Genomic DNA, 26,170 nt, shown 5'->3' on the forward strand with positions numbered 1-26,170 from the left:
ATCAGTCCGCGCAGATAGCAGTCGCCCTTGGCCCGCTGGTCCTTCCGCGGCACCGACGCGAACACATCAGCCACATACAACGCCAACATCGCCCGGACACGGTTCACTTCATGTGCGTCCACACATCCAACATGCTCGTGATCAGCCTCGACCGAAAGACCTAACGGAGTCCTATTAGGCGGCGGACCAGGCCGGGGCCGGGCCCCGTACGGCACCCCCGGATGCCGTACGCGCCAGGTGAAGCAGGGGCCCGCCGACGCCGCTGAAGGGGCGCGATTAAACGCGTGTGCTTCGGGTCCCGCGGATGGCGTACACTGGTCTTAACGACGCGGGGTGGAGCAGCTCGGTAGCTCGCTGGGCTCATAACCCAGAGGTCGCAGGTTCAAATCCTGTCCCCGCTACTCAAGGCCAAGGGCCGGAACTCGGATTCACGAGTTCCGGCCCTTGGTGTTTCCCCCGGCCCGGTTCTCCGGGCCGGATATCCCCCGGTCCCTCCGGGCGATCGGCGCCGTCCCCCGGTCGGGCCACACCGGTCGCCCGCCGCCCGCGCTCCGGGTCTTCTGGACGGGTGGGGCAGCCAGGAGGTGAGCAGCGAGCCGGAGAACTCCCTGACCGGGCGGACGGGCGGTCGCCCGGTGCCCGCGGGCTCGGGAGTGCCGCACTGCCCGGTCCGGCGGCAGCGGTTCCCCGCAGGATCTCCGTCGCGCGCGCCTTCGTCAGGACCCTGCCCGCGCTGCTCGTCGTCGCCGGGATCTTCTACGACTACTTCACCCCGGGGGACTACACCGCGGCCCCCTTCTTCACGGCCGCGCCCCTGGTCGCCGCGCCCCTCTACTCGCTGCGCGGCACGGTTCTCACCGGCGTCCTCGCCGTCGCCGCGGTGCTCGTGGTCCACTGCGTGCTCGGCATCGTCCTGCATGTCGACGCGGTCACCGAAACGGCCACCGTGGCGACGGCCGCCGTCCTCGCCGTCCTCATCAACATCCTGGTCCGGCGCGGCGACGAACGGCTCGCCTCCGTCCGGGAGATCGCCGAGTTCGCGCAGCGCGCCGTGCTGCCCGAGCCTGCGGCGCGGATCGACGGCCTCGATGTCGCGGCCCGGTACGAGGCGGCGCAGGAGGACGCGTTCATCGGCGGGGACCTGTACGCGGTGCAGGACTCCCCGTACGGCGTGCGGCTCGTCGTCGGGGACGTACGGGGGAAGGGGATGACCGCCGTGGCCGCCGTCGCCGTGGTGGTCGGCGCGTTCCGGGAGGCCGCGGAGCAGGAGGCGACCCTGGAGGGGGTCGCCCGGCGCCTGGAGCGGGCGCTGACGCGCCCGGGCACCCTGCACGAGAGCCCTGACGCGTTCGAGGAGTTCACCACCGCCGTCCTCGTGGAGATCCCGCACGACGAGGACGTCGTCCGCATCGTCAACCGAGGCCATCCGCCGCCCCTGCTCCTGCATCCCGACGGCACGCTCGTCACCCTCGCCGCCGAGCCCTTCGCGCTGCCGCTCGGGATGGGCGAGCTGGGAACCTGGCCCGACCGGGCGGTCGAGGACCGCTTCCCGCGCGGGTCGATGCTGCTTCTGTACACGGACGGGCTGTCCGAGGCCCGCGATGCGCGCGGGACGTTCTACGATCCGGCCGCGTGGCTGGCCGGACAGGTCTTTTCCGGTCCCGACGCGCTGCTGGTCGCCCTCTCCGAGGCTGTCCGCCGGCATACCGGCGGTGCTTTGACGGACGACATGGCGCTGCTCGCCGTCCGGCGCTTTTGACGCGTGCTCGGTGACGTGATTTCCGCGCGGTCAGGGAAGCCTTTCGCGCACAACGCGCACGGCCTTTTCGGGCATGGTCACGAGCGGTGATCGGACAGTGTCCCTCCGCATGGCAACTGATGTACCGTCAAGCGAATCCGTGTCGACGAGGTTTGGCCAACTCGCCCGTTTTTCATCGCTCATGACCCCAAAGTCCTGGCCAGAAGCCGTTAATGATCAGTCCGAACAGCTTGGAATTCGGTGCCTGAATCTATTAACGTTCGATAACGCAGCGCGGCCGTTACAGCCGTCACAAGAGGTGGCTCCGTGCGCACGCGCCGAATCCCGCGAGGGAACCGGGGAACCATCAACTTGGGGTGAATCGAGCGTATTCCGCTGTGGAAACACGGTGGCCGTACGCGCGTAGGAGACCTTCCTGCTCCGAACCCGTCAGCTAACCCGGTAGGCGGCAAGGAAGGAAAGGAGTGCGCCCACGTGGCGTCCAACCGGCCCGCTCAGCCAACCTCGTTCACGCCGAATGACACGCATACCTTCGGCTATGGCAAGGACGAGGGACCCTGGGAGGAGTGGAACCCCACCGAGGATTCCGTTCCCCCGGTCCGCGGCCGGCACCGCACGGGCAAGCAGCGCGGCGGAGGACTCGCCCGCAGCTCCACGGTTCTCGGCGTCGGTGTCATAGCCGCCGTCGGCGGGGGCGGTATCGCCAGCGCCGCGCCGGGCAACGCGCCCGTCTCGATCTCGCTGCCCGACCTGTCGTCGGTCACCCACTCCGCCGAGGCCCTGATATCGCACGGCGGATCCAGCACCCCCAAGGGCTCCACGACTCCGCTCACCAGCGTCGGCCTGACCAGCGCCGACACGGCCCAGGGCGCCACGGACGCCGGCGAGGCGCTGCGCGCCCGCATCATGCAGCAGGCCCAGTCGCAGCAGGCCCACGCCGACAGCACCACGCAGCAGGCCGCCCTGACCGCCGCCGTGAAGAAGAACGCGGACGTGGCCGAGGCCAAGACCGACGCGGCGAAGAAGAAGGCGGAGGAGGCGGCCAAGGCGAAGGCCGAGACCGAGCGCCTCGCCCAGCTCGCCAAGAGCTACACGCTGCCGACCTCGTCGTACACCCTGACCTCCCGCTTCGGTGAGGCCGGTGCCCTGTGGTCCTCCGGCTACCACACGGGACTCGACTTCGCGGCGCCGACCGGCACGCTCATCAAGGCGATCCACAACGGCACCATCACCCAGGCCGGCTGGGCGGGCTCGTACGGCTACCGCACGGTCCTCACCCTCGACGACGGTACGGAACTCTGGTTCTGCCACCAGTCGTCGATCAGCGTCAGCGTGGGCCAGAAGGTCGCCACGGGTGAAGTCATCGGGCGCGTGGGCGCGACGGGCAACGTCACCGGGCCGCACCTGCACCTCGAAGTGCACCCCGGCGGCGCAGCCACCCCCATCGACCCGATGCCGTGGCTGCAGAGCAAGGGCCTCAACCCCTGATCCCCTGATCTCCGGCGGTCCTGACGTCACCCCCCCCGACGTCAGGGCCGCCGGTCAGGCAGGTGCGGTCGGCCCTGGTGCGCCGCACCGGCCCCGTCCGGGACGAGTGCGGAATACCTGCGTCCGGGAGGGGTGTTGATCCCGTACATGACTTCTCTTCGCAAGCTCGGTTCGTCCGACCTCGAGGTCTTCCCGCTCTCCCTCGGCGGCAACGTCTTCGGCTGGACGGCCGACGAGACCCGGTCCTTCGCCGTGCTCGACGCCTACGCGGCCGCCGGCGGCAACTTCCTCGACACGGCCGACTCCTACTCGGCGTGGATCGAGGGCAACGAGGGCGGCGAGTCCGAGACCATCATCGGCAAGTGGCTGAAGAGCCGTGGCAACCGCGCGGACATCGTCGTCGCCACCAAGGTCAGCCAGCACCCCGCGTACCCGGGGCTGTCCGGCGCCAACATCAAGGCCGCGGCCGACGCGTCGCTGCGCCGCCTGGGCACCGACCACATCGACCTCTACTACACGCACTTCGACAAGCCGGAGGTGCCGGTCGACGAGATCATCGGCGCCCTCGACGAGCTGGTGAAGGCCGGCAAGGTGCGGCACATCGCCGCCTCCAACATCTCGCCGGAGCGGCTCCAGGAGTCCCTGGAGTTCTCCGACCGCGAGGGTCTCGCGCGGTATGTCGCGCTCCAGCCGCAGTACAACCTGGTCTCGCGCGACACCTACGAGGGGCCTCTGCGGGACATCGCCTCCCGGGCCGGTCTGGCCGCCGTCCCGTACTTCGGGCTCGCCTCCGGATTCCTCACCGGCAAGTACCGCCCCGGAACGACGGTCGACTCGCCCCGGGCAGCGGGCGCGGCCAAGCACCTCGACACGGAACGCGGGCCGAAGGTCCTCGCGGCCCTCGACGAGATCGCCGGGGCCCACGGCGTCGCGGTCCCGACGGTCGCCCTCGCCTGGCTGGCCGCACAGCCGACCGTCGCCGCGCCGATCGCCTCCGCCCGCACGGTGGAGCAGCTCCCGGCGCTGCTGGGAGTCGCCGATCTGGTGCTGACGGACGAGGAACTGACACGGTTGTCGAACGCGTCGGCGTAAGCGCCGAAGAGCCGTTGGCGCGGTACCACCGGTGCCGACCGGTAGTGCCGCGTGCAGCCGGTGGTGCGCGCCGGTGCTCGCGTCTTCCGGGGGTGCGGGGACCGTTCCGCGGTACGAGCGGTACGAGCGGTACGAGCGGTACGAGCGCTAGGAGCGGTACGGGTTGTACGCGGGATACGGCGCCGGCGCCGGCGCGTGCGCCGGTGGCCCGTACGGCTGCGCGGGGGGAGTGACGTACCCGTACCCCTGGCCCGGCCAGGGTGGTGGCACGGGCAGCGGTGTCGTCGCGCGGGCCGCGTAGGCGAGGGCCGGGCGGGCGGTCTCCCGGCGGCGCCACAGCTCGTCGAGCAACTCGCGCTCCCGTACGACGAAGTCGGCGCCCGCACGGCCCCGGCGCCCCCGGTGGCGCAGGAACGCCAGCGAGGTCGCGTACGCCTCGTACTCCGCCACCGAGCGCGCCGCGGGCTTCCCGAAGTGATGGCCGGCGTACTCGCGGGCGAGCCGTCGTGCCCGCATCGAGCCGAGGGCCCACGGTTCGGTCGCGCCCAGCCATCCGGCGGCGGTGTACGTGGGCAGTTCCGTGCGCACGGTGCGCAGCTCGCGCTGCCGGGTCCAGACGACCAGCCAGGTCAGCAGCCCGAACGCGGGCACCATGAACGCGGCGTACACGCCGAAGAACCCGAACTCGCCGAAGTCCGACGAGCTGTTCCAGACCGCGTGCATACCCATCGCGAGCAGCAGTCCGGTGAGCGGCAGCAGCACCCGCCGCACATGCTGGCGCTCGGCGGACAGCGCCGCGACGCCGAAGCCGATGCCGGTCAGCACGGTGAACAGCGGATGCGCGAAGGGCGACATCACCACGCGGACGAAGAAGGTCGCGGCGGTGACGGAGGTGAGCCCGCTCCCCCCGCTGAGCCGGTCGGTGCCGAAGGCGGTGCCGAGGTAGAGGATGTTCTCGGTGAAGGCGAAGCCGGTGGCGGTGACCCCGGCGATGACGACACCGTCGACGATCCCGGTGAAGTCCCGTCTGCGGAACAGGAAGACCAGCAGGACGGCCGCCGCCTTCGCCGACTCCTCGACGACGGGCGCTATGACGGTCGCGCCGAGCGTGTCGGCGCTGGACGGATCCGCGGTCGCCATCGCTATCCACCGGGTCGCGAAACTGTTGGCGACGATCGCTATGAGCGCGGCGGCGCAGGCGCCCCAGGCGAAGGAGAAGAGCAGGTTGCGCCAGGGGCCCGGCTCGACCCGGTCCAGCCATCGGAACGCGGCTATGAGCACCGGCACGGGGAACACGGCCAGTCCGAGGCCGACCAGGAAGCCCTCGGTACCGGTCTGTTCGCGGACGAGGGCGAGGATCACCAGACCCGACATCGCGAGCAGCGTGATCAGCGCTCCGTAGCGTACCCATCTGCGCTGCCACCAGTGCGGATGTATCGGCGCAGGTCCGGCGGGAGCGCCGGGCTGTGTCGCGTACGGAGGATGGATGGCCACGGCATTGACCCTAACGAGGGAGGGCGTGGCCCGCGACGCCAACCGGAGTCACCGGGAATTCCCGGAAACGCGGGAGGGTGTGCGGGTCAGTCGCCCGGGGTGTGCTGGTCTCGATGCTGTACGCGCCGGAAGAGGAGGTCGTTCACCACATGACCCTTGTCCAGTCCCTGGCCCTCGAAACGGGTGAGGGGCCGGAACTCCGGACGGGGCGCGAAACCGCCGTCCGGCCGCGTGTTCTCGAAGTCGGGGTGCGCGCTCAGCACTTCGAGCATCTGCTCGGCGTACGGCTCCCAGTCCGTCGCGCAGTGCACGAGGGCGCCCGGCTTGAGACGGGTCGCCGCGAGATCCAGGAACTCCGGCTGGATCAGCCGCCGCTTGTGGTGCCGCTTCTTGGGCCAGGGGTCGGGGAAGTAGACGCGCAGGCCGTTCAGGGACTCGGGCGGGAGCATCTCGCGGAGCAGGATGATCGCGTCGCCGTTGGCGACCCGCACGTTGGACAGGCCGCTCCGCTCGGCCAGGTTGAGCAGATTTCCCTGGCCCGGTGTGTGCACGTCCACGGCGAGGATTCCGGTCTTCTGGTCATCGGCCGCCATCTGCGCGGTGGCCTCACCCATGCCGAAGCCGATCTCCAGCACGACGGGGCTGTCCGTCCCGAACAGTTCCGCCAGGTCGATCGTCCGCTGTCCGTCGATGTCCAGACCCCACTTGGGCCACAGCCGCTGCAACGCCTCACCCTGTCCGGTCGTCACCCGGCTCCGCCGCGGCTGGAAACTCCGGATCCGCCGCTCGAAGTGCGAGCCGGCGGGATCCGCCTGAGGACCGTGGGGGAAGCGGGGCTCGCCCTTGGCGCGGTGGTGACGCGGCGAGCCGTCCTCGGCGGAGGCGGGCCGGGTCTCTTCGGTGGAGTCGAGGAAATCAGACACAGTGGGGTCGATTTTACGGGCGCCGGGGTGCGGGGTGGCCCCCTCCGTGGTGGCGGGGGCCCGGGGCAGCCCTCGCGACGCCGGGAGGCCCGTGACGGTGGCCGGCGGTCGCGGGCCGGGCGGGCGGCCGTTGGGCGGCTCATCGTGATGACGGGTGAGCCCTTGCCGTGCCGGGTGCCCAGTCGCGGTGCGGGCGGGTCGGCGGTGGCGGGAGGTCCCTCGCGGCGCCGGGGTCCAGGAACGGCCCGTCGTCGCCGGGTGGGGCGCTCAGGCCGCTGCCAGGGCCGCCAGGGCCCGGCGGGCGACCTCACGGCCGATCGGGAGGGAGGCGGTGGCCGCGGGGGACGGCGCGTTCAGTACGTGCACGGTCCGCGGGCCCTCCTTGATCAGGAAGTCGTCGACCAGGGTGCCGTCCCGCAGGACCGCCTGGGCGCGGACCCCGGCGTCGGCCGGGACCAGGTCCTCCGGGTTCACCGCGGGCAACAGTCTCCGCACCGCCTCCGTGAACGCCGCCTTCGACACCGACCTGCGCAGCTCCCCGGCTCCGTAGCGCCAGTGCCGTCGCGCTATCCGCCAGGAACCCGGCCAGGACAGGGTCGCGCCCAGCTCCCGGGGCCGGATCACCCCCCACCCGTACCCCTCCCGGGCGAGCGCGGGCACCGCGTTGGGGCCGATGTGGACACCGCCGTCGACGCCCCGGGTGAGATGGACGCCGAGGAACGGGAACGCGGGGTCCGGAACCGGGTACACCAGGCCCCGCACCAGCTCCGGCCGCGCCAGCGTGTAGTACTCGCCGCGGAAGGGCACGATCCGCATCCCGGGGTCGTCCCCCGTGAGCCGGGCCGTCTCGTCGCAGTGCAGCCCCGCGCAGTTGACGAGCACCCGCCCGCGGACGATCGTCCCGTCGGCCGTGCGCACGGCGACACCGAGACGGGGGCGGCGGTCGGCGCGCACCACGTCCGCCCCGTACCGGATCTCCGCCCCGGAGGCCTCCGCGAGCCGCCGGGCCACCGCCACGAAGTCGCAGACGCCCGTGGTGCCGACGTGGATGGCGGCGAGGCCGCGGACCTCGGGCTCGTGCTCGGCGAGCTGGGCGGGGCCCAGCTCCTTGACCGGAATACCGTTCTCCCGGCCGCGCTGCACCAGGCCGTGCAGCCGGGGGAGCTCCGACTTCTCCGTCGCGACGATCAGCTTGCCGGTGACGGCGTGCGCGATGTCGTACTCCGCGCAGAACTTGATCATCTCGGCGGCGCCCCGCACCGCGTACCGCGCCTTCAGGGAGCCGGGGCGGTAGTAGATCCCGCTGTGGATCACCCCGCTGTTGCGCCCGGTCTGATGCCGGGCGGGCCCCTGCTCCTTCTCCAGCACCGTCACCCGGGTGCCCGGCGCCGCGCGCGTGATGGCATACGCCGTCGACAGGCCGACGATCCCGCCGCCGATCACCAGCACATCGCAGTCGTACGCGCTCCGCATCCGCACCACCTCCCGGCTTCGATAGTGCACTGCGCCACTGACAATGCCCTCAAACCCGAGAACCGCGCCCCGCGCTTTTTTTGCGCCGCGGGGCCGCGGCGCCCTGTCCGGGCCGGAGCCCTCACCTCCGGGCCGGAGCCGCAAGCTCTACGCCGGAGCCGTCAGTTCTACGCCGGGGCCATCAGCAGCGGACGCGCCCGCTCCCGCAGTTCCACCACGCGCGGTTCGTCGCCGTACGGCTCCAGCCGGTGCAGCAGGTCCTTCACGTACTCGGTGGTGCGCGCGGAGGAGATGCGCCCCGCGACCTCCACCGCTCGTACGCCCTGCTCGCACGCCGCGTCCAGATTGCCCGATTCCAGCTCGGCGACCGCCGACACCACGAGCCGCAGCCCGTGCGACCGCACGAACTCCTCCGTCGGCTTCGACAGCGCCTGCTCGGTGAAGCGGCGTACCTGACGCGGCGCCTTGAGGTCGCGGTAGCACTCGGCGGCGTCGGCGGCGAAGCGGTCGTACGAGTAGAAGCCGAGCCAGGACGGGTCGTGGTCGCCGTCACGGGCCCGCTCCAGCCAGCCCTCGGCGGCCTTCAGCGCCGTGCCGGCCGCCTGGGCGTCACCCGCGCGCGCGTGGGCACGTGCCTCGACGAGCCGGAAGAAGCTCATGGTGCGGGCCGTGGCGAGGCCGCGGTTGCGCTCCAGGGCGGCCTGGGCGAGGTCGACGCCCTCGTCGCCGAAGCCCCGGTAGGTCGCCTGGAGGGACATGGAGGCCAGGACGTAGCCCCCGAGAGGCACGTCGGCCGCGGCACGGGCCAGCCGCAGGGCCTGGATGTAGTAGCGCTGCGCGGCCTCCTGCTGGCCCGTGTCGAAGGCCATCCAGCCCGCGAGACGGGTGAGCTCCGCCGACGCGCCGAAGAGCGCTCTGCCGACCTCGTCGGAGTACGAGCCGAGCAGCAGGGGCGCCGCCTCGACGCGCAGGCACTCGGGCACCATGGACGAACGCCAGTCACCGCCCCCGTACTTGGAGTCCCAGCGCCGGGCGTCCTCGGCCGCCTCGCGGAGCTTCAGCACATCGCTGTGGCCGACTTTCAGCGGCGCTCCGGAGCTCTCACCGGGGCTCACCTCGCGCGCCACCGAACTGTCGGCCGGGGTTATCAGCCAGCGCGAGGCGGGAGTCGCGTACGCGCTCACGGCGAAGGAGCCGGCCAGTGACTGCCAGATGCCGCCGCCGGCCCGGCGCCCGGCGAGGTCGAGGCGGTACAGCTCCGTCGCCGACCGCACCGCCTGCCCGACGTCACGGGGGAAGGCGAGGCCCACTTCCGGCGCGGGGTCCGCGTCGGCCAGGCCGATCTCGTGGAGCGGCACAGGGCGGCCGAGCTTCTGGCCGATGGCGGCCGCGATGAGGTGCGGCGCGGCGCCCTGAGGCACCATGCCTTTCGACACCCAGCGCGCCACCGACGTCTTGTCGTAGCGAAGTGTCAACCCGCGTTGTGCGCCAAGATCGTTGACGCGACGCGCGAGTCCTGCGTTGCTGATTCCCGCGAGGGCGAGAACGGCGCCGAGTTTTTCGTTCGGCCCGCGTTGCTCCCTGGACATGCGCCACCCCTCGACACAGACGGCTGCCGCACTGGCATAACCACGCGGCATTCGTAAACCCAGCGTAGTTCGCCCGATCCCCAGCGTTAAGGGGCGTAGGTCCGGTTGGCGGGATTGTGGTCCGTACGACTGTACGGACTGTCGCGGCGTGCTCCCGTTGTGTGGCCGTGCGCCCGTCCGTGCGCTCTTCTCCGGCCACAGGGGGGAGCGCTTCCATGGAACGTGCGTGGGTCGGCCCGCTGTACTGGATCCAGTGGGCTGGGGGACACCGCCGCCTACATCCCCGCGGGCGGCGGACCGGTCCGGGAGGCGAACTCCGCCTCCCGGACTGTGCGTTGCCGAAGCGGTGCGCAAGGCCTGTACGGAGCGTATCCGCGCTTGTCCGTCCATCACCGATTTGGCCGAAAATCGATGGCTGCCCCCGAGGGCAATTACGGCTCCCACCACGTCAGTTGAGGGCGCGAAGGGCGTCCTGAGGGAGCGTATCGGGGGCGCATTCGCGTCGACCTGTCGGGGGTCGGGTGGTGCGGGAGAGGTGGTCGCGAGGGGGGCCGGGACGCCGGGTTCTCCCGCCGGGGCGCTGGACGCCTTGTTTCGGGGCCCAGTTGACGTCTACCCGGATCACACCGCACCGCGTCCCGTCCCGTCGTGTACCCGTCGCGTCGCGCGCCGGGCCAGGTCGCGTGCCGGCGGTGCGGTGGTCGCCCTGCCCCTTCGGATGGCGGGTCAACTGCCGGGCGGAGGAGGGTTCGGCGGCCTCTCGGGAGCGGTCCGGCGGAGGATCGGCGGTGGTTCGGCTGCGGTTCGGCAGTGGTTCCCGGCCGTTCGGGGTGGATTCCCCGCGGGGGTGCGCGGAGGCACGCCGGACGCTGAACGGGCTTTGCCCGCACGGCATTTACCGGTTGCTCGGTGTCCTCGCGGCGGCGCGGGCGTTCGCACGGGGGCGCACTTCGGGGAGCGCAAGGCGCCGCAGGAACCCTCCGACACGCCTCCTTCGTGGCAGCATGGTGCCGAGTTCGTACGGTGCACTGGTTGTCCACAGCCTGTGGAGGCGACGATGCGATGGTTGGTGGGGTGGAGCAGCACCATCGCCAGAGCGTCCGTGATCGGTTCGGCGGGTGCCACGGGGAACAGCGGCGAGACCGTGCACCCGGTGGGTTCCCAACTCCTGTGGGGCGATCCGGATCCGCTGTGGGCCGTCGGCGACTGGCGCCCCGACGAGGTGCGCGTGGTGAAGGCCGACGCGCAGAACCGCATCGCCGTCCTCGGCACCTGCGGCGCCTCCGACGAAGAGCTGCGGGTCGGACTGTTCGCCGCGCGCGGCGGAGCACTCCGCCACCTCACCAACTGGTCCGGCAGCTACACCGCGGTCGTCCAGGTCGGCCGCCGGGTGACCGTCTGCGGTGATCTCGCCGGCGCGCGGCCCGTGTTCTACACCCCCTGGGCGGGCGGCACGGCCTACGCCACCGCCGCGCTCCCGCTCGCCGACCTCATCGAGGCCAACCTCGACTTCGGGCACCTGGCCGCCATGCTCGCCGCCCCCGACGTACCGGCCGCCGTGCACGACTCCACCCCGTACGAAGGCGTGCGCCGCATTCCGCCGGGACACACCCTCATCCTGCGGGCCGGGGCGCGCGAGATCGCCGGGTACGAGCCCGTCGCCTCCCTCGCCGTCGCCGCGCCCACCGCCGATCCCACGATCGCCGTGGACGCCGTACGGGACGCCCTCGTGGAGGCCGTCCGCGCCCGCCTCTCCGCGCCCCGCCACGTACCGGGCGCCGACGTGGACCCCGGGCCCGTGCCCGGCATGGGACCCGCCGAGCGGCGCGCCGCGCGCGGGATGCCGGTGCCGGGCATCGGAGCCGACCTCTCCGGAGGGCCCGCCTCGGGGACCCTCGCGCTGCTCGCCGCCGGCCTTCCCGGAGCGCCCGGCACGGTCCTCGGACACGGCACCGGCGCAGGGGAACGGCTCCTGGCGGTGACCTTCAACGACCTCGCCGTGCGGGGGCGCGAGGCCGAGCTGGAGCGGGCCGGGACGCTGGCCGCGAATCCCCGGCTGCACCACGTGGTCGTCACCGGCGGCGAGGAGACGCTTCCCTACGCCGACCTGGAGGGGCCGCTGACCGACGAGCCGGGGCCGTCCCTGGTGACGGCGGCCCGCCACCGCGCGCGGCTCGCCTCCGGCAGCGCGGACCACTTCACGGGCTACGGCGCGCGACAGGTGCTGGACGCCCATCCGGCCCGGCTCGCCGACCTGCTCATGGACCGCAAGCGGCGCCATCTGGTGCGGCCCGTCGCCGCGTTGACGAAGGCCGACGGGTCGGTGATGGTCCCCGCGCGCGTGTACGGCGCGGCGCGCAAGCTCGCCCGTACGCCGTACCGCACCGGGGTCGACGTCCTCGCCGAGCAGCTGCTGCAACGGCGGTTCGAGGACCCCGGAGGCGCGGTGGGCGCGTCACTGGCCGCGCTCAGCTGGGCCAGACCCGGGCCCGCGGCACGCTGGCTGACCGGGGAGGCGCTGGCTGAAGTATCGGTTCGCCTCCAAGCGGGCGGGGGGCGGCCGAACGTCGGTCCCGGGCAGCGGCCGGGGGACTTCCGCGCGCGTGCCGCGCTGGCCCGCCACGCGGCGGACGTACGCGTCCTGGAGCAGGCCGCCGAGATCCGCTTCCAGCGGCTGCACACGCCGTTCCTGGACAACCAGGTCGTCCGGGCGTGCCGGGCGCTGCCGGAGGCGCTGCGGGTGCAGCCGGGGGCGCGGGCGGCGATTCTGCGTACGGTTCTGGAGGGGGCCGGGGTGGCCGATCTGCCCCCCGGGTGGGGGGCTCCGTCCCACGCGTCCTCCGCGGCGGCGGCCCGTACGGGGTTGCGGGTGGCGGCCGATTCCCTGGTCTCCCTGTTCGACACACCGCTGCTCGCGCAGGCGGGGCTGGTCGAGGCGCGCGTCGTCCGCAAGGCGCTGCGCGCGGCCGCGGAGGGGGCGCCGCTGCCTCTCGACGGGCTGGCCGATCTCGTCTCGCTCGAACTGTGGCTGCGGCGGTTGCTGGCCCGACGCGGGACGTGCTGGACGGGCACCCCCGCGCGACAGCGGGCCGTTCCCGCGGGGATCGTTCCGCAGGGGAGGGCGTTGGGGGCGGGGGCTCAACGGGGCTGAGCCCTTCGGGCGTCCGGCCATCGGATGCCGTCCGCCGGGGCCGGGTGCGTTGCGGCACGGCCCCTTCCGCCGGAGGACCCCTGCGGGTGCGTCCTGGCTTGGGCGCAGCCCACCTCCCCCGCGCGTTTTGGCCGCGGGGGCAGGATTCAGCCTCTCCGGCGTTTGAGGAGCGGGGTCTGGGGCGCACCCCCAGGGGTGGGAAGGGCAGGGGCGGAGGGGGCGAAAACAGGGTTGTGGCTGGGCCGGGGCGCGGGGGACTCGGGAGGGTGAGGGCGGTCGTGGCGGGCTCGCCTGGCAAACGCGGTGTTCTCGCCGGGGCGAGGCGGTGAGAATGGGGGCGTGCGGTACAGGATTCTGGGGGTTGCCCAGGTGGAGGACGACCGGGGGGCCCTGGTCACGGTGGGCGGCCCCCGGGTACGCGCGCTGCTCACGGCCCTGGCCTGCCACCCCGCCCGCACGATCACCCCGGACACCCTGATCGACGAGGTGTGGACGGACGACCCTCCCCAGGACGCCCCGGCCGCGTTGCAGGCCCTGGTGGGCCGCCTCCGCCGGACCATCGGCAAGGACGCGGTCACCTCGGAGGCCGGCGGCTACCGGCTCCGGGCCGCCAAGGACGACGTGGACCTGTTCGTGTTCGAGCGGCTCGTCACGGAGGGCAGGACCGCGCTCGGCCATGACGACCCCCGTACCGCCGCCGCCCGACTGCGCGAAGCCCTCGCCCTGTGGCGCGGCCCCGCCCTCGCGGACCTCTCCGACCGCACCGCCGCGACCCGCCCGGAGGCCCTGCGCCTGGAGGCGACCCGCAGCCGCGTCGAGGCGGACCTGCGACTCGGCCGCGCCTCCGACGTCGTACCGGAGCTGAAGGAGCTGACGACGGCCCACCCGTACGACGAGGCGCTGCACGTCCTGCTCATCCGCGCCCTGCGCGAGACCGGCCGCCGTGCCGACGCGCTGGCCGCGTACGAGGACGTGCGCCGCGGGCTGACGGACGGTCTCGGGACGGATCCAGGGCCGGAACTCCGCGCCCTGCACGCCGCGTTGCTGGACCCGCCGGATGCCCGCGAACCACAGGAGCCGGCATCGGGCCCGGGCGGTGCCGTGTCGTCCGGGCCGGCCGCCGGTCTCGGTTCCGGGGATCCCTCCCGCGCTCAGCGGACCGGGAACATTCGTCCCCGTTTGAACTCTTTCGTCGGGCGGGAACGCGAGCTCGGGGCCATCCGTTCGGATGTGCGGAGGGCCCGCCTGGTCACGCTGACCGGACCGGGCGGTTCGGGAAAGACCCGCCTCGCCGAGGAAGCCGCCGCCGGGCTTCCGCAGGCGTGGCTGGTCGAGCTGGCCCCGCTCGACCGGCCCGAGGCGGTCCCGGGCGCGGTGGTGAGTGCCCTCGGTCTGCGCGAAACCGCGCTGATCACCAACGAGATGGCGGTTCCGCAGGGCGACCCGGTCGCCCTGCTCGTCGAGTACTGCGCCCCGCGCAGCCAGCTCCTGATCCTTGACAACTGCGAGCACGTGATCGACGCGGCGGCCGAACTCGCCGAGACACTGCTGACCCGCTGCCCGGGGCTCACGATCCTCGCCACCAGTCGTGAACCCCTCGGCGTACCCGGCGAGTTGGTGCGCCCGGTCGAACCGCTCCTGCCCGATTCCGCCCACCGCCTCTTCACGGAGCGGGCCTCCGTCGTGCGCCCCGACGCCGGCACCGCGCTCCACGACCGGGCCGCCGTGGACGAGATCTGCCGACGGCTCGACGGCCTGCCCCTGGCCATCGAGCTGGCCGCCGCCCGGTTGCGGATGCTCACCCCGCGGCAGATCGCCGACCGGCTCGACGACCGCTTCCGGCTGCTCACCTCCGGAAGCCGTACGGTGCTGCCCCGCCAGCAGACCCTGCGGGCCGTCGTCGACTGGTCCTGGGATCTGCTCGACGAGCGGGAGCGGACCGTGCTGCGCGAGGCGTCCGTGTTCGCGGGTGGCTGGGACCTGGCGGCCGCGGAGGCCGTGTGCACCGGCCCCGCGGCCGACCTCGTCGGCGCGCTCGTCGACAAGTCCCTGCTCGTCGCCACCCCGGACGGCTGGGACGGTACGGCTGCCCCGGACGGTACGGCTGGAGCGGGCGGCGACGGATATGGCCACGGGTACCGCGAACACGGCGGGCGTGGCGGGCACGGCGGAGAGGACGGCGGTCGGAGCGAGGGCAGCGGGGAAGGTGGTGGCGCCGGGGGCGCGGGGAGCCTCAAGGACGGTGCCGGTAACCGTGTGGGTGCCGGGATGCGCTATCGCATGCTGGAGACCATCCACGAGTACGCCACCGAGCGCGCCGCCGAGGTTCCCGAGCTGCGCGCCGCCGCCGAGCGGCGCCACCGCGCGTGGGTGCGCGCCCTGACGGAGGAGGCCGAGCCCCAGCTGCGCTCGGCCGGTCAACTCCCCTGGATCCGCCGCCTGGAGACCGAGCTCGACAACATCCGGGCGGCCCTCCACCGAGCGCTCGCCGCCCATGACGAGGAAGAGGCGGGTGCCCTGGTCCTCGACATGGGCTGGTTCTGGTGGCTGCGCAACTTCCGTCGCGAGGGCGCCGAGTGGACGGAACTCGTCGTGAGGCTGGGCGCGTTGCTCGACGACTCGGCCGGCGACCGCACGGCGACGACCGGCGGTGACAACGGCAGCGGCAGCCGTGGCGGCAACGGCAGTCATAGCGGAATCGGCAGTGGTAGCCGTGGTGGCAGTGACGGTGGCAGCGGTGGCCGTAGCAGTGGCGGCGACGCTGGCGGCGGCGGTGGCCGTGGGCTTCATGGCGCGGGCGGTGGAGCGTCGACCGCTGTCGACGCGGAGACCGCCGCCGGTGCGGTGTCCGCCGCTGGTGCCGGTCTCTTTCCCGAGCTCGAAGGCACCGATCCGATCGGCGTCTTCCTTGATCATCCCGAGCGTGACGAGCGGCACCCGCTGCGCGCCATGCGGATGCGGCTGCGCATGCTCCACCTGTTCATGAAGGTGGACGTCGTCCCGCTGGACGAGTGGAGGGACGAGCGGTTGCGGGAGTACGCGGGGCGGGTGCGGGCCGTCTTCGAGAAGGGCGGTCCGGACGCGGCGCGCATGCCGGGGATCGTCTGGCCGCTGACCGCGCACTTCCTGGGCAACCCGGAGGACATAGGGCCCGCGATGGACAAGACGGTCGCCAACTGCCGTGAGTACGGCGGCGAATGGGAGATCGGCGTCGCCCTGATGTTCCGTACGCACATGGTCGTCGACGCGCCGGGCGGTATGCCCGGGGTGGACGAGGACCTGGCGGAACTGCGCGTGCTCAGCAGGCGGGTGGGGGACCGCTGGATGCGGGCCCAGGTGTGCAGCGCGGCCGGTGAGGCGGCGATGGCGCGCAGCCGGTTCGACGAGGCGAAGGGCGAGTACGAGGAGGCGCTGCGGCTCGCCTACGAGGTGGGGGCGTACGCGGAGACGCCGTTCCTCATGGCGCGGCTGGCCGAGATCGCCCTCCGCGCGGGTGATCGGTCCGTGGCCATGGCCACCCTGGACGAGGCGAGCGCCGCCGCCGACCTCTACGGGGTGATGGATTCCCGGGCGTTCGTCCATCTGCTGCGGGCCCAAGTTGCCCTGGACGACGGGGAGGTCGCCCTCGCCCGCGAACTGTGCGAGAAGGCGCGTGAGGAGAGTCTCCGGGGCACCCCGCCGCCGCAGTTCACGGCGGCGCTGGACTGGTTCGACGCCATGGTCACGGCCACCGAGTCCGGCCCCGTGCGGGGCCTGCGGAAGCTGAACGCCGCTCTGCGGCACGCGATGGACGGGCGGTGCGCCGACGTGGTGGCGTCGGGTCTCGTCGAGGCCGCGGCCTGCCTCCTCACCGAGGTGGACGCCCACCCGGCGGCGACCCGACTGCTGGCCGCGGGCACCCGCTGGCGCGGAGGGGATCTGCGTCCCGTCCGTGAGGGCGACGATGTCCGGCGCGCCGCGGCCGCGGCCCTCGCGGCGCTCGGCCCCGACCGCTACGAGTCCGAGCGCGTCCGGGGCTCCGCCTACACCCAGGAAGAGGCTCTGGGCGACCTGACCGAAGCCCTTGAGGAGTACGCCGCCGAGTAGGCGTCAACGGCACAGGAACTTCGACTCCGCCCAGTCCCCCAGCGACGCCGAGTCGAACGGGCTGCGGGGTTCGACGACGAGCCGGATCGTCCGGTGGCCGGTGAGGTTCACATGGACGGGGACCGCCCGGTCGCCGCCCTCGATCAGCGGAGACCGCCACACAGGGGACCCGTCGGCGTAGACGGAGAACCGCACCTCGCCCAGGCCCAGCATCAGGTCGTCGACCCCGGCCATCGCGTCGTACGAGCTGCAATCGCGGTTGAGGTCGATGGTGACGGAGGAACGGCCGTGGACGGTCACGCCGTGCGCGTACCGGATGTCCGCGATCCTCAGTCCGTCGCGCCGCCAGACCCAGCTGCTCTCGCGCAGCCGCATCTCCGGCTTGGTGTGGTCGCCGGCGACGTCGTACTCCAGCTCGCTCCACCGGTAGACGACGGTGGCGGGCGGGGGAGGCGTCGGGACCGGGGTGGGCGTCGGGCCGGCCTTCGTCGGGGTGGGCTTCGGCAGCGGAGTGGGAGCCGGGGTCGGTGTGGGGGGTGGGCTCGGGGCCGGGGGCGCCTTGGGGGCCGGCTTCGGGGTGGGCCTGGGCCCCGGCTCGGGGGGCGGGGTGGGTGCCGGCGCGTGAGCCAACGCCGGTGGATTCGGCGCGGGGGATCGCCTGGGCGGAGCCGGTGACGGCAACGGTGCTTCGACGGCGGGTGAGGCGGCCGGTCCGGCCTCGGGCCGCCGGGCGGGGCTGTCGTTGCCGACCAGGGCGAGCGCCACCGCCGCCGCGGCCACCGCGACGACACCCGCCGCGATACCGGCTTTGACCGGCGCGCCGATCCCCTCGGCGAGCGCGGCGCCGCCTCCGGCGCTCGCGCCGCCCGAGCCGCCGCCCGCCGTGGCCGCCGCGCCCGCAACTCCGGCCGCGCCCGCTCCGGCGCCACCCGCGATGAGCGCGACGGCCTTCGCGTATCCGGCGGCACCGAACCAGCCGATGACCGCGACCGGCACGACCGCGGGGATCCCGCCGGCCACTTCCTTGATCTGGCCCGCGGCCAGGCGGCACCTGGCGCACTCCTCCAGGTGCTTGCGCAGCCCCCGTTCGGCTCGCGTGCGCAGGCCGCCGCGGGCGTAGGCGCCGAGCCGGTCGGCGTAACGGGCGCACTCCTCGTCCATCGTGAGCGTGGTGCTGACGTGCGCCTGGAGGTATGCCTGTCTGAGGCCCTCACGGGCGCGGCTGGCGAGCACGCGGGTGCCGTTCGCGTCGAGACCGAAGAGCGTGGCGACCTCGCTCGGGGACTCGTCCTCGACCTCGGTGTGCCACAGGACGGCCTGCCAGCGCTCCGGCAGCGAGCGGAAGGCCCGCATGGCCATGGACTGCTCGGCCTCGTGCATCGCGCGTACGTCCGCGCCGAGGTCGAGGGTGTCGTCGTCGGAGACCTCGGATCCGCGGACGGCCTGTGCGGCGAACACCGCGAAGTCGTCGACCAGTTGCTCGCGTTTGGCCGTCTTCGTCCAGTTCGCGGCGACCCGGCGGACGGTGGTGAGGAGATACGGGCGCACGGCGTGCTCGGGGCCGCTGCCGCCGCGTACGGCCTGGAGCATGCGGGCGAACACCTCGGCCGTGAGGTCGTCGGCGGTGTGCGAGTCGCGGCAGCAGGTGCGCGCGTAGCGGCGGACGGCATCGGCGTGCCGCCGGTACAGCTCCTCGTACGCCGTGTCGTCGCCCGCGCGCATCCGCTCGATCAGACCGGCGTCGGGCGGCGGCAGGTCCACCTGGGGCGCCGGGTCCGGCGGAGGCGGCAGAACGCTGCCCTCCCACCGGTCCCATCGGTCCCGCTGCGAAGGCACACTGGCGTCGGCCGCGTCACCGCCGGGGATTCCGCTGTCAGGTTCCCCGCCGTGCCGGATTCCGCTGTCAGGGCCTCCGCCGAGCCGGCTTCCGCCGTGCGGGTTTCCACCGTGCGGGCCGCCCTGGCTCGGCACCTGCTGCGACGGTGAGCCGCCGGTTTCCGTGCCGCCGTCGACGCCACCGAGTGGCTCGTCCCGCCCGTCAACGCTCATCGCGGAAAGCCCCCGCCTGCCCACTCGGACCCGAATACCGGGACAGAGTGCCACAGGCTCCCTGATCGGAGCCTCTTCGTACGGACCAACCACTCGTCCGAGGGGACTTATCGCTCGGCAGTACTAACTGTCACCCGTTCGGGGAATGGTCAACGGTCAACAGGCGCCGTAGGCGCGGAAGTTGCCGCTCCGCACTGGGCTGAGGCCATGACGGCGGGGGCACACGGCGGCATGAACGAGCGAGGCTCCCGGGCGCGAGTGACTCGCACTCGCGCCCGGGAGCACCCATGTACTCGGAGCATCCACGTACGTGGAACATGCGCGTACTCGGAAAATTCCGGCCCGGTTCGGGTCGTCCGGTTCACGCCGGACGCGAGCGCAGGCCCTCCAGCAGGATGTCGAGGAGCCGGGCCGAGGCCGCCGCCTGCTGCGCCGCGTCCGGCAGCGAGGGCGCCGCCGTCGCGATGACCAGCAGGACGTCCGCCACGGTGACATCGGCGCGCAACTCGCCCGCCGCGCGCGCCCGGTCGACCAGTTGGCCGACCACTTCGAGCAGCGCCGCCGCGCCGGCGTCGTCCACCTCGGCGATCACCGGCTCGTCCTCGGGAACGGGCCGCTGTTCGACGAGCCGCAACTCGGGCGCGAGCTGGGACCGCTGCTGCGGCACCCGTGCCTCGTCCGCCTCGGGCCCGTCCTCCGCGACGCCGACCCGCAGCACCTGCGGCGGCAGCAGCCGTCCGGCGCCCGAGGCCACCGACGTCCGCAGGAAGCGCGAGAGCGCCGACCACGGCTCGTCCTCCTGGCCGAGCGCGGAGCGGGCCTGGTCGGTCAGCCGGGAGGTCTCCTCCTCGGCTATCCGGCGCACCAGGACGTCCTTGCTCGGGAAGCGCCGGTACACCGTGCCGACACCGACCCTCGCGCGTCGGGCGACGTCCTCCATCGGCGCGCCGTACCCCAGCTCGCCGAAGACCTCGCGCGCCGCGCGCAGTACATGTTCCAGATTGCGCTGTGCGTCCACACGCAGCGGCGTCGTGCGCGATCCGTCCACCGGACCGCGGCCGTTGCCGCTCGTCGCCGCGCCGATCGCACCACCAGGTGCGATGGCCGACGCGGAAGACCAATGAGAGTCCTGAATGTGCATAAGCGTTCCCCCGGTAATGACGTCTCCCCCCGGAGACACTCCCCGCCATCGACAGACCGGAGCGTGCGGAACACCTTGTGCGCGAGCCCGTCGTACGGACTCGCCGAGCGCATCCCCCTACACCCCGTCGACACACGAACATAGTTGAGCGGGGGTCAATTCAGAAGGGGCAGGTTCCGCACAGAGCGCCCCCCGATCGGAGTACGGGCCGGGTACGTCCCGGTTGCACCCCCTCCGCGTACCCCCCTCACTCACCCTGACCTGCGCTTTTTCCCTGGACTCCGGCAAATCGGCCAACTCCGCACGTTGTCGGCGACCGGTCACACAAATTGTCGAGACTGTGGACAAACTCCGGAGCGGGGTGCGTCATGGGACGGTGAAGGAACGTGCGCGCATTCTCATTGTCGGCGGTGGCTACGTCGGGATGTACACCGCTCTGCGCCTCCAGCGGAAGCTGAAGCCCGAACTGAAGCGGGGCGAGGTCGAGATCACGGTCGTCTCGCCCGACCCATATATGACGTATCAGCCGTTCCTTCCCGAGGCCGCCGCGGGCTCGATCTCCCCGCGCCACGTGGTCGTTCCGCTGCGCCGGGTCCTCGACCGGTGCCGGATCGTCATCGGCGAGGTCCAGTCGATCGACCACGCCAAACGCACCGCCACGCTCAGCACGCTCGCCACCGAGGAGGAGGGCGCGGGCGCGGAGCGGATCACGTACGACCAACTCGTGCTCGCCCCCGGCTCGATCTCGCGCGCCCTGCCGATCCCCGGGCTCGCCGAGTACGCCATCGGCTTCAAGACGGTCGAAGAGGCCATCGGCCTGCGCAACCACGTCATCGAGCAGATGGACATCGCCTCCTCCACCCGCGACCCGGCGATCCGTGACGCGGCCCTGACCTTCGTCTTCGTAGGGGGCGGTTACGCCGGCGTCGAGGCGCTCGGCGAGCTGGAGGACATGGCCCGCTACGCCGCGCGGTACTACCACAACCTCAAGCCCGAGGACATGAAATGGATCCTCGTCGAGGCCTCGGACCGCATCCTGCCCGAGGTCGGCGAGGAGATGGGCCGGTACACGGTCACCCAGCTGCGCCGGCGCAACATCGAGGTACGCCTGGAGACCCGCCTCAACAGCTGCGCGGACCGGGTCGCCGTCCTCAGTGACGGCGCGCGCTTCCCGACGCGCACCGTCGTGTGGACGGCCGGCGTGAAACCGCACCCGATCCTCGCCGCGACCGACCTCCCCCTGAACGAGCGCGGCCGGCTCAAGTGCACTCCCCAGCTCGCCGTCGACGGCGCCACGCACGCGTGGGCCGCCGGAGACGCCGCGGCCGTCCCCGACGTGACCGCGGAGCCCGGCAAGGAGACCGCGCCCAACGCCCAGCACGCCGTGCGCCAGGCGAAGGTCCTCGGCGACAACCTCGCGCACACCCTGCGCGGCGAGCCCCTGGAGACGTACTCCCACAAGTACGTCGGCTCGGTCGCCTCCCTCGGACTCCACAAGGGAGTCGCACACGTCTACGGGCGCAAGCTGAGGGGCTATCCTGCCTGGTTCATGCACCGCGTCTACCACCTCAGCAGGGTGCCGACCTTCAACCGCAAGGCCCGTGTGCTCGCCGAATGGACCCTGGCGGGACTCTTCAAGCGGGAGATCGTGTCCCTCGGTTCGCTCGAACACCCCCGTGCGGAGTTCGAACTGGCGGCCGGGGGAAAGCCTCCGACCGACCCGAAGGGGTCGTCCTGACCGGACCGAGGAACTCCACCGGCAGGGACGGCGTCTGACGGATGTCGGCCCGGTCGGTCAGACTGCCAGACAGGTCCACGACTTTGGGCGGGTGAACCGCTCGCCCTTCTAACACGAGGCTTTCCCCACTGTGAACTTCACGCGCTGGAGCGCCCGGCTCCCCGGAACGCAGCGCCGCGCCGCAGCGCGGACCGAGCACACGGCCGTGCACACGGCCGCCCCGGACCGGCGCGGGGAAGGCTCCGTGCCGGCGGCCCGCGTCGAGCAGCTGACCGACGACGCCCCTCCCGGGCTCGCCGTCGACGAACTCCCGGTGCGCGCGGTCCTCGACCGCGTCCCCGCGCTCGTCGCCCTCGTGCACGGCCCCGAGCACCGCGTCTCCTACGTCAACGACGCGTACACGGCCGCGTTCGGCGCCCGCCCCGTCGGCGGGCCCGCGCGCGAGGTACTGCCCGAGCTGGACGAACTCGGCCTGCTGCCGCTCCTCGACCAGGTCCTGCGCAGCGCCAAGCCCCGCACCGTCAAGTCCCGCAAGATGTCGACCGGCCGCTCCTACACGTTCACCTGCACCCCCGTCGACACCTCTCCGGAGGTCGACGGCCGCGGCGTGCTCGTCTTCGCCACCGACGTCACCGACCACGCCGAGGCCGCCGAGCGGCTGCGCGCCAGCGAGCGCGGCCAGCGCGAGACCGCCGTCACCCTCCAGCGCTCCCTGCTCCCGCAGGAGTTGGAGGAACCCGACGACCTGCGCGTCGCCGCCACCTACCTGCCGGGCGGCACGGAGGCGGCGGTCGGCGGCGACTGGTACGACGTCATCACGCTCGGCGGCGGCCGGACCGCGCTCGTCATCGGCGACGTCATGGGCCGCGGGGTCCGCGCGGCGGCCGTCATGGGCCAGCTGCGCACCGCCGTCCGCGCGTACGCCCGTCTCGACCTGCCGCCGCACGAGGTCCTTCAGCTCCTCGACGGCCTCGCCACCGAGATCGACGCCAACCAGATCGCCACGTGCGTGTACGCCATCCACGACCCGAACGAGGGCCGGCTGGTGTACGCCTCCGCCGGCCACCTGCCCATCCTGGTCCGCGACGAGAACGGCGTCATCCACCGCGCCGACGAGCCGACCGGGCCACCGCTCGGCACCGGCGGCTGGCTGCACGCCTCGGGCTCGGTGCCGCTCGGCCCCGGCTCCACCGCCGTCCTCTACACGGACGGTCTGGTCGAGCGCCGCGACGAGGACCTCGACGAGGGCATCGCCTCCCTGGAGCGCGCCCTCGCGGGCGCCACGGGCACCCCCCAGGTGGTCTGCGACCGCCTGGTCCGCGCGGCCGGCGTCACCGCCGACCACGACGACGACGTCGCCGTCCTGGTCGTCCAGCACCCTTCCCGCACGGGCCCCGACGGCGAGCTCTTCCGCAACGCGGCCCTGGAACTGCTCGGCGGCATGGAAGCGGCCCCACGCGCGCGTGCCTTCGCCTCCGGCGTGCTGGCCAGCTGGCGCTTCCCCGCCGAACTGCACGACCTCGGCGTCCTGGCGGCCAGCGAGCTCGTCGCCAACTCCCTCCAGCACGGCACCCCGCCGATGCGGCTCCGGCTCCGCCGCACCGACCGCCGTCTGATCATCGAGGTCACCGACGGCGACGACCACCTCCCGCGCCGCCGCGTTGCGGAGCCCGGCGACGAGGCGGGCCGTGGCATCGCGATCGTGGCCACCATCGCCTCGAACTGGGGCTCCCGCCGCACACCGGGCGGCGGCAAGGCGGTGTGGTGCGAGTTCGCCCTCCCGCGCGCGGGGAGCTGAGTCCGCACATGGAAACGGCCGCCAACACGTCGTCACGTGATGGCGGCCGTCGTACGTCCGTCAGGCGGTCGCCGGTACCGGTTCCGCCGGAGCCCCGCCCTGCGCGACCACCCGGCTCCTCGCGAGCGACGGCTGATTCTGTACGGGGGTGAGCTGCCGCCCGAGCCGCACGGCCAGGACGGTGATGCCGAGCGAGAAGAGCAGGAACGTCACGATGTACGGGCCGTGCAGCGAGGCCCCCATCGGGCCGCCCACCGCCGGGCCGATCGCCAGCGCGAGCTGCTTCACCAGGGCGAAGGCGGAGTTGTACTGACCCGCCATGCCCGTCGGCGCCAGATCGGCGACCAGCGGAGCCACCGTCGGCGACAGCATCGCCTCACCGAGCCCGAAGAGCGCGTACGTCGAGACGAAGGCCGCCGTGGCCATGGTCCGGCTGCCGTGCCCGAGGCCCGCGTACCCGGCCGCCACCCAGGCGACCGCCCAGATGAGCCCGACCGCGGCGATCACCCTGGACCGCTTGCGGCGCTCGACGAACTTCAGCACCGCGAACTGCGCGACCACGATCATCGCGGTGTTCGCCGCCATCGCCGTACCCAGCGCGGACGTGGAGATCCCGGCCGCCTCGACGCCGTACGCGGAAAGACCCGACTCGAACTGTCCGTAGCAGGCGAAGAACAGCACGAAGCCCAGCACGGAGAGCTGCACCATGGCCCGGTTGCCGAGGAGCTGCTTCCAGCTGCCGCCCCTGGCCTGCGGCGCGCCCTCCCCGATCCGCGGCGCGTGCGGCATCCGTACGGTCGCCATGATCACGACCAGCACCAGGAACATCGCCGCCTCGATCGCGAACAGCAGCGTGAACGAGCTCGCCCGGTCCGGGTCGACGATGTGACCGCCGATGAGACCGCCGACGCCGAGGCCCAGGTTCTGTAGGAAGAACTGTGTCGCGAAGGCGCGCGAGCGGGTGTCCGCCGAGGAGCAGTCCACGATCATCGTCGCGAGCGACGGCTGCATCACGGCCTGGCCGGCACCGAGCGCCGCCGCCGACAGCACCACGGTCGTCGCGCTGTTCGCCAGCCCGAGACTCAGCGCACCGAGCGCCGCGGTGACCAGGGCGGCGAGCAGAACCGGCAGCGGACCCCGCCGGACGATCGCCCGCCCGGCGAACGGCAGCACGACGAGAGCGGCCACGGCGAAGACGGCGAGCACGACGCCCGCCGTCATGGAGCCGAGTCCCCGCACCTGCGCCACATAGACGTAGAGGAAGGGGACGGTAAAGCCGAGCCCGAACGCGCCGAGCGCGTTGCCCACGTGGATCCGGCGCATCGCTGCGCCCATCGCCCTGGTCACTTTCACCTGCCTTGGTCGTGAAGCCGTGCCGGCCGCCCCCGCCGGGCCCCGTGTCCGTGACACGTTCCCTACGCATGGATGTAGGCCTGAAGACTTCGAAGCTAAAGTTAGAACTTGAACTCTACACCTTGAAGGACTTCGACACCAAGTGGTCTCATGCGATACTCGGGCCATGGGCGACACCCCCGGCGTCAGTGAGCCGACACTCGAAGAACAGATCGCCGCATACCAGCGCGAGTTCCAGGACCTCGACCCCCAGGTCGAGAAGATCGTCTCGGCGCTGTCCCGCCTCAACCGGCGGATGAACGTCGCCTACGGCCGTCAGACCGCCGCACTCGGCATCAGCAACGCCGAGTGGGAGGTCCTGAAGGCGCTGGTCCTCGCCGGCGCCCCGTACCGCCTCGGCCCGAGCGAGCTCGCGAAGCGCCTCGGCCTCACCCCGGCCGCCATGACCCACCGCATCGACCGCATGGTCGCGGAGGGGCTGGTCACCCGGGAGCGCGACGAGTCGAACCGCGTGCGCGTCATCGTCGAGCTGACGGACGAGGGCCGCGAGAAGTGGCTGGAGGCGATGCGCCTCGCCACGGTCTTCGAGGAGGACCTGCTCCAGGACCTCTCCGCCGAGGACCGGGGTGTCCTGGGCGAGGTCCTGACCCGCCTGCTGCGGCGGGTGGAGGACGCCCAGCCGGACGCGGGCGGACGGCTCACCGACCTGGATTAAAAGATCTTGACAGGGGAGGTTGACACTGCCCTGGCGGATCCGTAAGGTTCTTCGAGTTGCCACGGGACCGGAACGGTTCTGCGACGACACCTCCGCCGCTTGATGCGGCATTCAAACCACCAGCACGATCTCCCAGCCGGGGCGAATTCGGCGTGCCCGAATTCAATTCGATTTGGGTACGGCGGTCCGATTAGGAACTGCCGGGAAGATCCGCTAAAGTTTGAGACGTCGGAACGGCCCAACAGCCGGGAAGACAAGCCCCGCTGACTGGGAGTCAGGCCCGAAAGGATCTGATAGAGTCGGACTCGCCGGAAAGGGAAA

15 protein-coding genes, 1 tRNA gene and 1 riboswitch are annotated in these 26,170 nt (G+C 72.5%); of the genes, 9 read left to right on the forward strand and 7 right to left on the reverse strand.

Going from position 1 to position 26,170, the window contains the following annotated elements; all coding sequences use genetic code 11:
• The first annotated feature begins 327 nt into the window (after positions 1 to 327).
• The 4 genes from ACZ6KY_RS40950 (at position 328) to ACZ6KY_RS40965 (ending at position 4,339) form a co-directional block, all read left to right on the forward strand.
• Positions 328 to 401, forward strand: a tRNA-Met gene (locus ACZ6KY_RS40950).
• A gap of 167 nt (positions 402 to 568) precedes the next feature.
• Positions 569 to 1,759: a PP2C family protein-serine/threonine phosphatase gene (locus ACZ6KY_RS40955; protein WP_469315337.1), complete on the forward strand. Its 1,191-nt coding sequence runs from the start codon at positions 569 to 571 to the stop codon at positions 1,757 to 1,759.
• A 305-nt stretch (positions 1,760 to 2,064) separates the two neighbouring features.
• Positions 2,065 to 2,222: riboswitch (cyclic di-AMP (ydaO/yuaA leader) on the forward strand.
• A gap of 11 nt (positions 2,223 to 2,233) precedes the next feature.
• Positions 2,234 to 3,247, forward strand: coding sequence for a M23 family metallopeptidase (locus ACZ6KY_RS40960; protein WP_469315338.1), 1,014 nt, complete (start codon positions 2,234 to 2,236; stop codon positions 3,245 to 3,247).
• A 147-nt stretch (positions 3,248 to 3,394) separates the two neighbouring features.
• On the forward strand, positions 3,395 to 4,339 hold the full coding sequence (locus tag ACZ6KY_RS40965) for an aldo/keto reductase (RefSeq protein WP_469315339.1): 945 nt from the start codon (positions 3,395 to 3,397) through the stop codon (positions 4,337 to 4,339).
• A 147-nt stretch (positions 4,340 to 4,486) separates the two neighbouring features.
• Here ACZ6KY_RS40965 and ACZ6KY_RS40970 read toward each other — a convergent pair whose 3' ends face one another.
• From ACZ6KY_RS40970 to ACZ6KY_RS40985, 4 genes are all read right to left on the reverse strand, one after another.
• Complete coding sequence (locus ACZ6KY_RS40970) at positions 4,487 to 5,833, reverse strand: PrsW family intramembrane metalloprotease (protein WP_469315340.1); 1,347 nt, start codon at positions 5,831 to 5,833, stop codon at positions 4,487 to 4,489.
• Between the two features lie 86 nt (positions 5,834 to 5,919).
• Entirely contained in the window at positions 5,920 to 6,756 is an 837-nt protein-coding gene (trmB, locus tag ACZ6KY_RS40975) for a tRNA (guanosine(46)-N7)-methyltransferase TrmB (RefSeq protein WP_469315341.1), read from the reverse strand.
• A 267-nt stretch (positions 6,757 to 7,023) separates the two neighbouring features.
• Positions 7,024 to 8,229, reverse strand: a complete 1,206-nt coding sequence (lhgO, locus tag ACZ6KY_RS40980) for an L-2-hydroxyglutarate oxidase (protein ID WP_469315342.1) — start codon at positions 8,227 to 8,229, stop codon at positions 7,024 to 7,026.
• A 167-nt stretch (positions 8,230 to 8,396) separates the two neighbouring features.
• The gene (locus ACZ6KY_RS40985; protein ID WP_261708707.1) at positions 8,397 to 9,818 is read right to left on the reverse strand and encodes an MFS transporter; all 1,422 of its coding nucleotides are present in this window, start codon (positions 9,816 to 9,818) and stop codon (positions 8,397 to 8,399) included.
• Positions 9,819 to 10,875: 1,057 nt separating this feature from the next.
• On the opposite strand from ACZ6KY_RS40985, the gene ACZ6KY_RS40990 reads away from it, so the two are divergent.
• Both ACZ6KY_RS40990 and ACZ6KY_RS40995 read left to right on the forward strand, forming a co-directional pair.
• Positions 10,876 to 12,969 carry an asparagine synthase-related protein gene (locus ACZ6KY_RS40990; protein ID WP_469315343.1) on the forward strand — a complete coding sequence of 698 codons (2,094 nt, stop codon included), beginning with the start codon at positions 10,876 to 10,878 and terminating at the stop codon, positions 12,967 to 12,969.
• Positions 12,970 to 13,308: 339 nt separating this feature from the next.
• Positions 13,309 to 17,055 (forward strand): AfsR/SARP family transcriptional regulator, encoded by a 3,747-nt coding sequence (locus ACZ6KY_RS40995; protein WP_469315344.1) that lies wholly within the window; start codon positions 13,309 to 13,311, stop codon positions 17,053 to 17,055.
• 3 nt (positions 17,056 to 17,058) lie between these two features.
• Here the strand turns inward: ACZ6KY_RS40995 and ACZ6KY_RS41000 are convergent, their stop codons facing one another.
• Positions 17,059 to 19,104: a sigma-70 family RNA polymerase sigma factor gene (locus ACZ6KY_RS41000; RefSeq protein WP_469315345.1), complete on the reverse strand. Its 2,046-nt coding sequence runs from the start codon at positions 19,102 to 19,104 to the stop codon at positions 17,059 to 17,061.
• A gap of 361 nt (positions 19,105 to 19,465) precedes the next feature.
• Positions 19,466 to 20,245 (reverse strand): TetR/AcrR family transcriptional regulator, encoded by a 780-nt coding sequence (locus ACZ6KY_RS41005; RefSeq protein WP_469315346.1) that lies wholly within the window; start codon positions 20,243 to 20,245, stop codon positions 19,466 to 19,468.
• 376 nt (positions 20,246 to 20,621) lie between these two features.
• Here ACZ6KY_RS41005 and ACZ6KY_RS41010 point away from each other — a divergent pair, with 376 nt between their 5' ends.
• Positions 20,622 to 21,983, forward strand: a complete 1,362-nt coding sequence (locus ACZ6KY_RS41010; RefSeq protein WP_469315347.1) for an NAD(P)/FAD-dependent oxidoreductase — start codon at positions 20,622 to 20,624, stop codon at positions 21,981 to 21,983.
• Between the two features lie 130 nt (positions 21,984 to 22,113).
• Entirely contained in the window at positions 22,114 to 23,781 is a 1,668-nt protein-coding gene (locus tag ACZ6KY_RS41015) for an ATP-binding SpoIIE family protein phosphatase (protein WP_469315348.1), read from the forward strand.
• Between the two features lie 60 nt (positions 23,782 to 23,841).
• Here ACZ6KY_RS41015 and ACZ6KY_RS41020 read toward each other — a convergent pair whose 3' ends face one another.
• Positions 23,842 to 25,116 carry an MFS transporter gene (locus ACZ6KY_RS41020; RefSeq protein ID WP_469315349.1) on the reverse strand — a complete coding sequence of 425 codons (1,275 nt, stop codon included), beginning with the start codon at positions 25,114 to 25,116 and terminating at the stop codon, positions 23,842 to 23,844.
• 184 nt (positions 25,117 to 25,300) lie between these two features.
• Here ACZ6KY_RS41020 and ACZ6KY_RS41025 point away from each other — a divergent pair, with 184 nt between their 5' ends.
• The gene (locus tag ACZ6KY_RS41025; protein WP_469315350.1) at positions 25,301 to 25,849 is read left to right on the forward strand and encodes a MarR family winged helix-turn-helix transcriptional regulator; all 549 of its coding nucleotides are present in this window, start codon (positions 25,301 to 25,303) and stop codon (positions 25,847 to 25,849) included.
• Positions 25,850 to 26,170: the final 321 nt, after the last annotated feature.

The organism is Streptomyces sp. NPDC042002, assembly GCF_055588305.1.

What these genes read in the sequence shown, in the direction of transcription:
- ACZ6KY_RS40990 (WP_469315343.1), top strand. Translation starts at nt 10,876, where the DNA reads ATGCGATGGTTGGTGGGGTGGAGCAGCACCATCGCCAGAGCGTCCGTG.
- lhgO (WP_469315342.1), bottom strand. Translation starts at nt 8,229, where the DNA reads ATGCGGAGCGCGTACGACTGCGATGTGCTGGTGATCGGCGGCGGGATC.
- ACZ6KY_RS41000 (WP_469315345.1), bottom strand. Translation starts at nt 19,104, where the DNA reads ATGAGCGTTGACGGGCGGGACGAGCCACTCGGTGGCGTCGACGGCGGC.
- ACZ6KY_RS40965 (WP_469315339.1), top strand. Translation starts at nt 3,395, where the DNA reads ATGACTTCTCTTCGCAAGCTCGGTTCGTCCGACCTCGAGGTCTTCCCG.
- ACZ6KY_RS41005 (WP_469315346.1), bottom strand. Translation starts at nt 20,245, where the DNA reads ATGCACATTCAGGACTCTCATTGGTCTTCCGCGTCGGCCATCGCACCT.
- ACZ6KY_RS41020 (WP_469315349.1), bottom strand. Translation starts at nt 25,116, where the DNA reads ATGGGCGCAGCGATGCGCCGGATCCACGTGGGCAACGCGCTCGGCGCG.
- ACZ6KY_RS41025 (WP_469315350.1), top strand. Translation starts at nt 25,301, where the DNA reads ATGGGCGACACCCCCGGCGTCAGTGAGCCGACACTCGAAGAACAGATC.
- ACZ6KY_RS40985 (WP_261708707.1), bottom strand. Translation starts at nt 9,818, where the DNA reads ATGTCCAGGGAGCAACGCGGGCCGAACGAAAAACTCGGCGCCGTTCTC.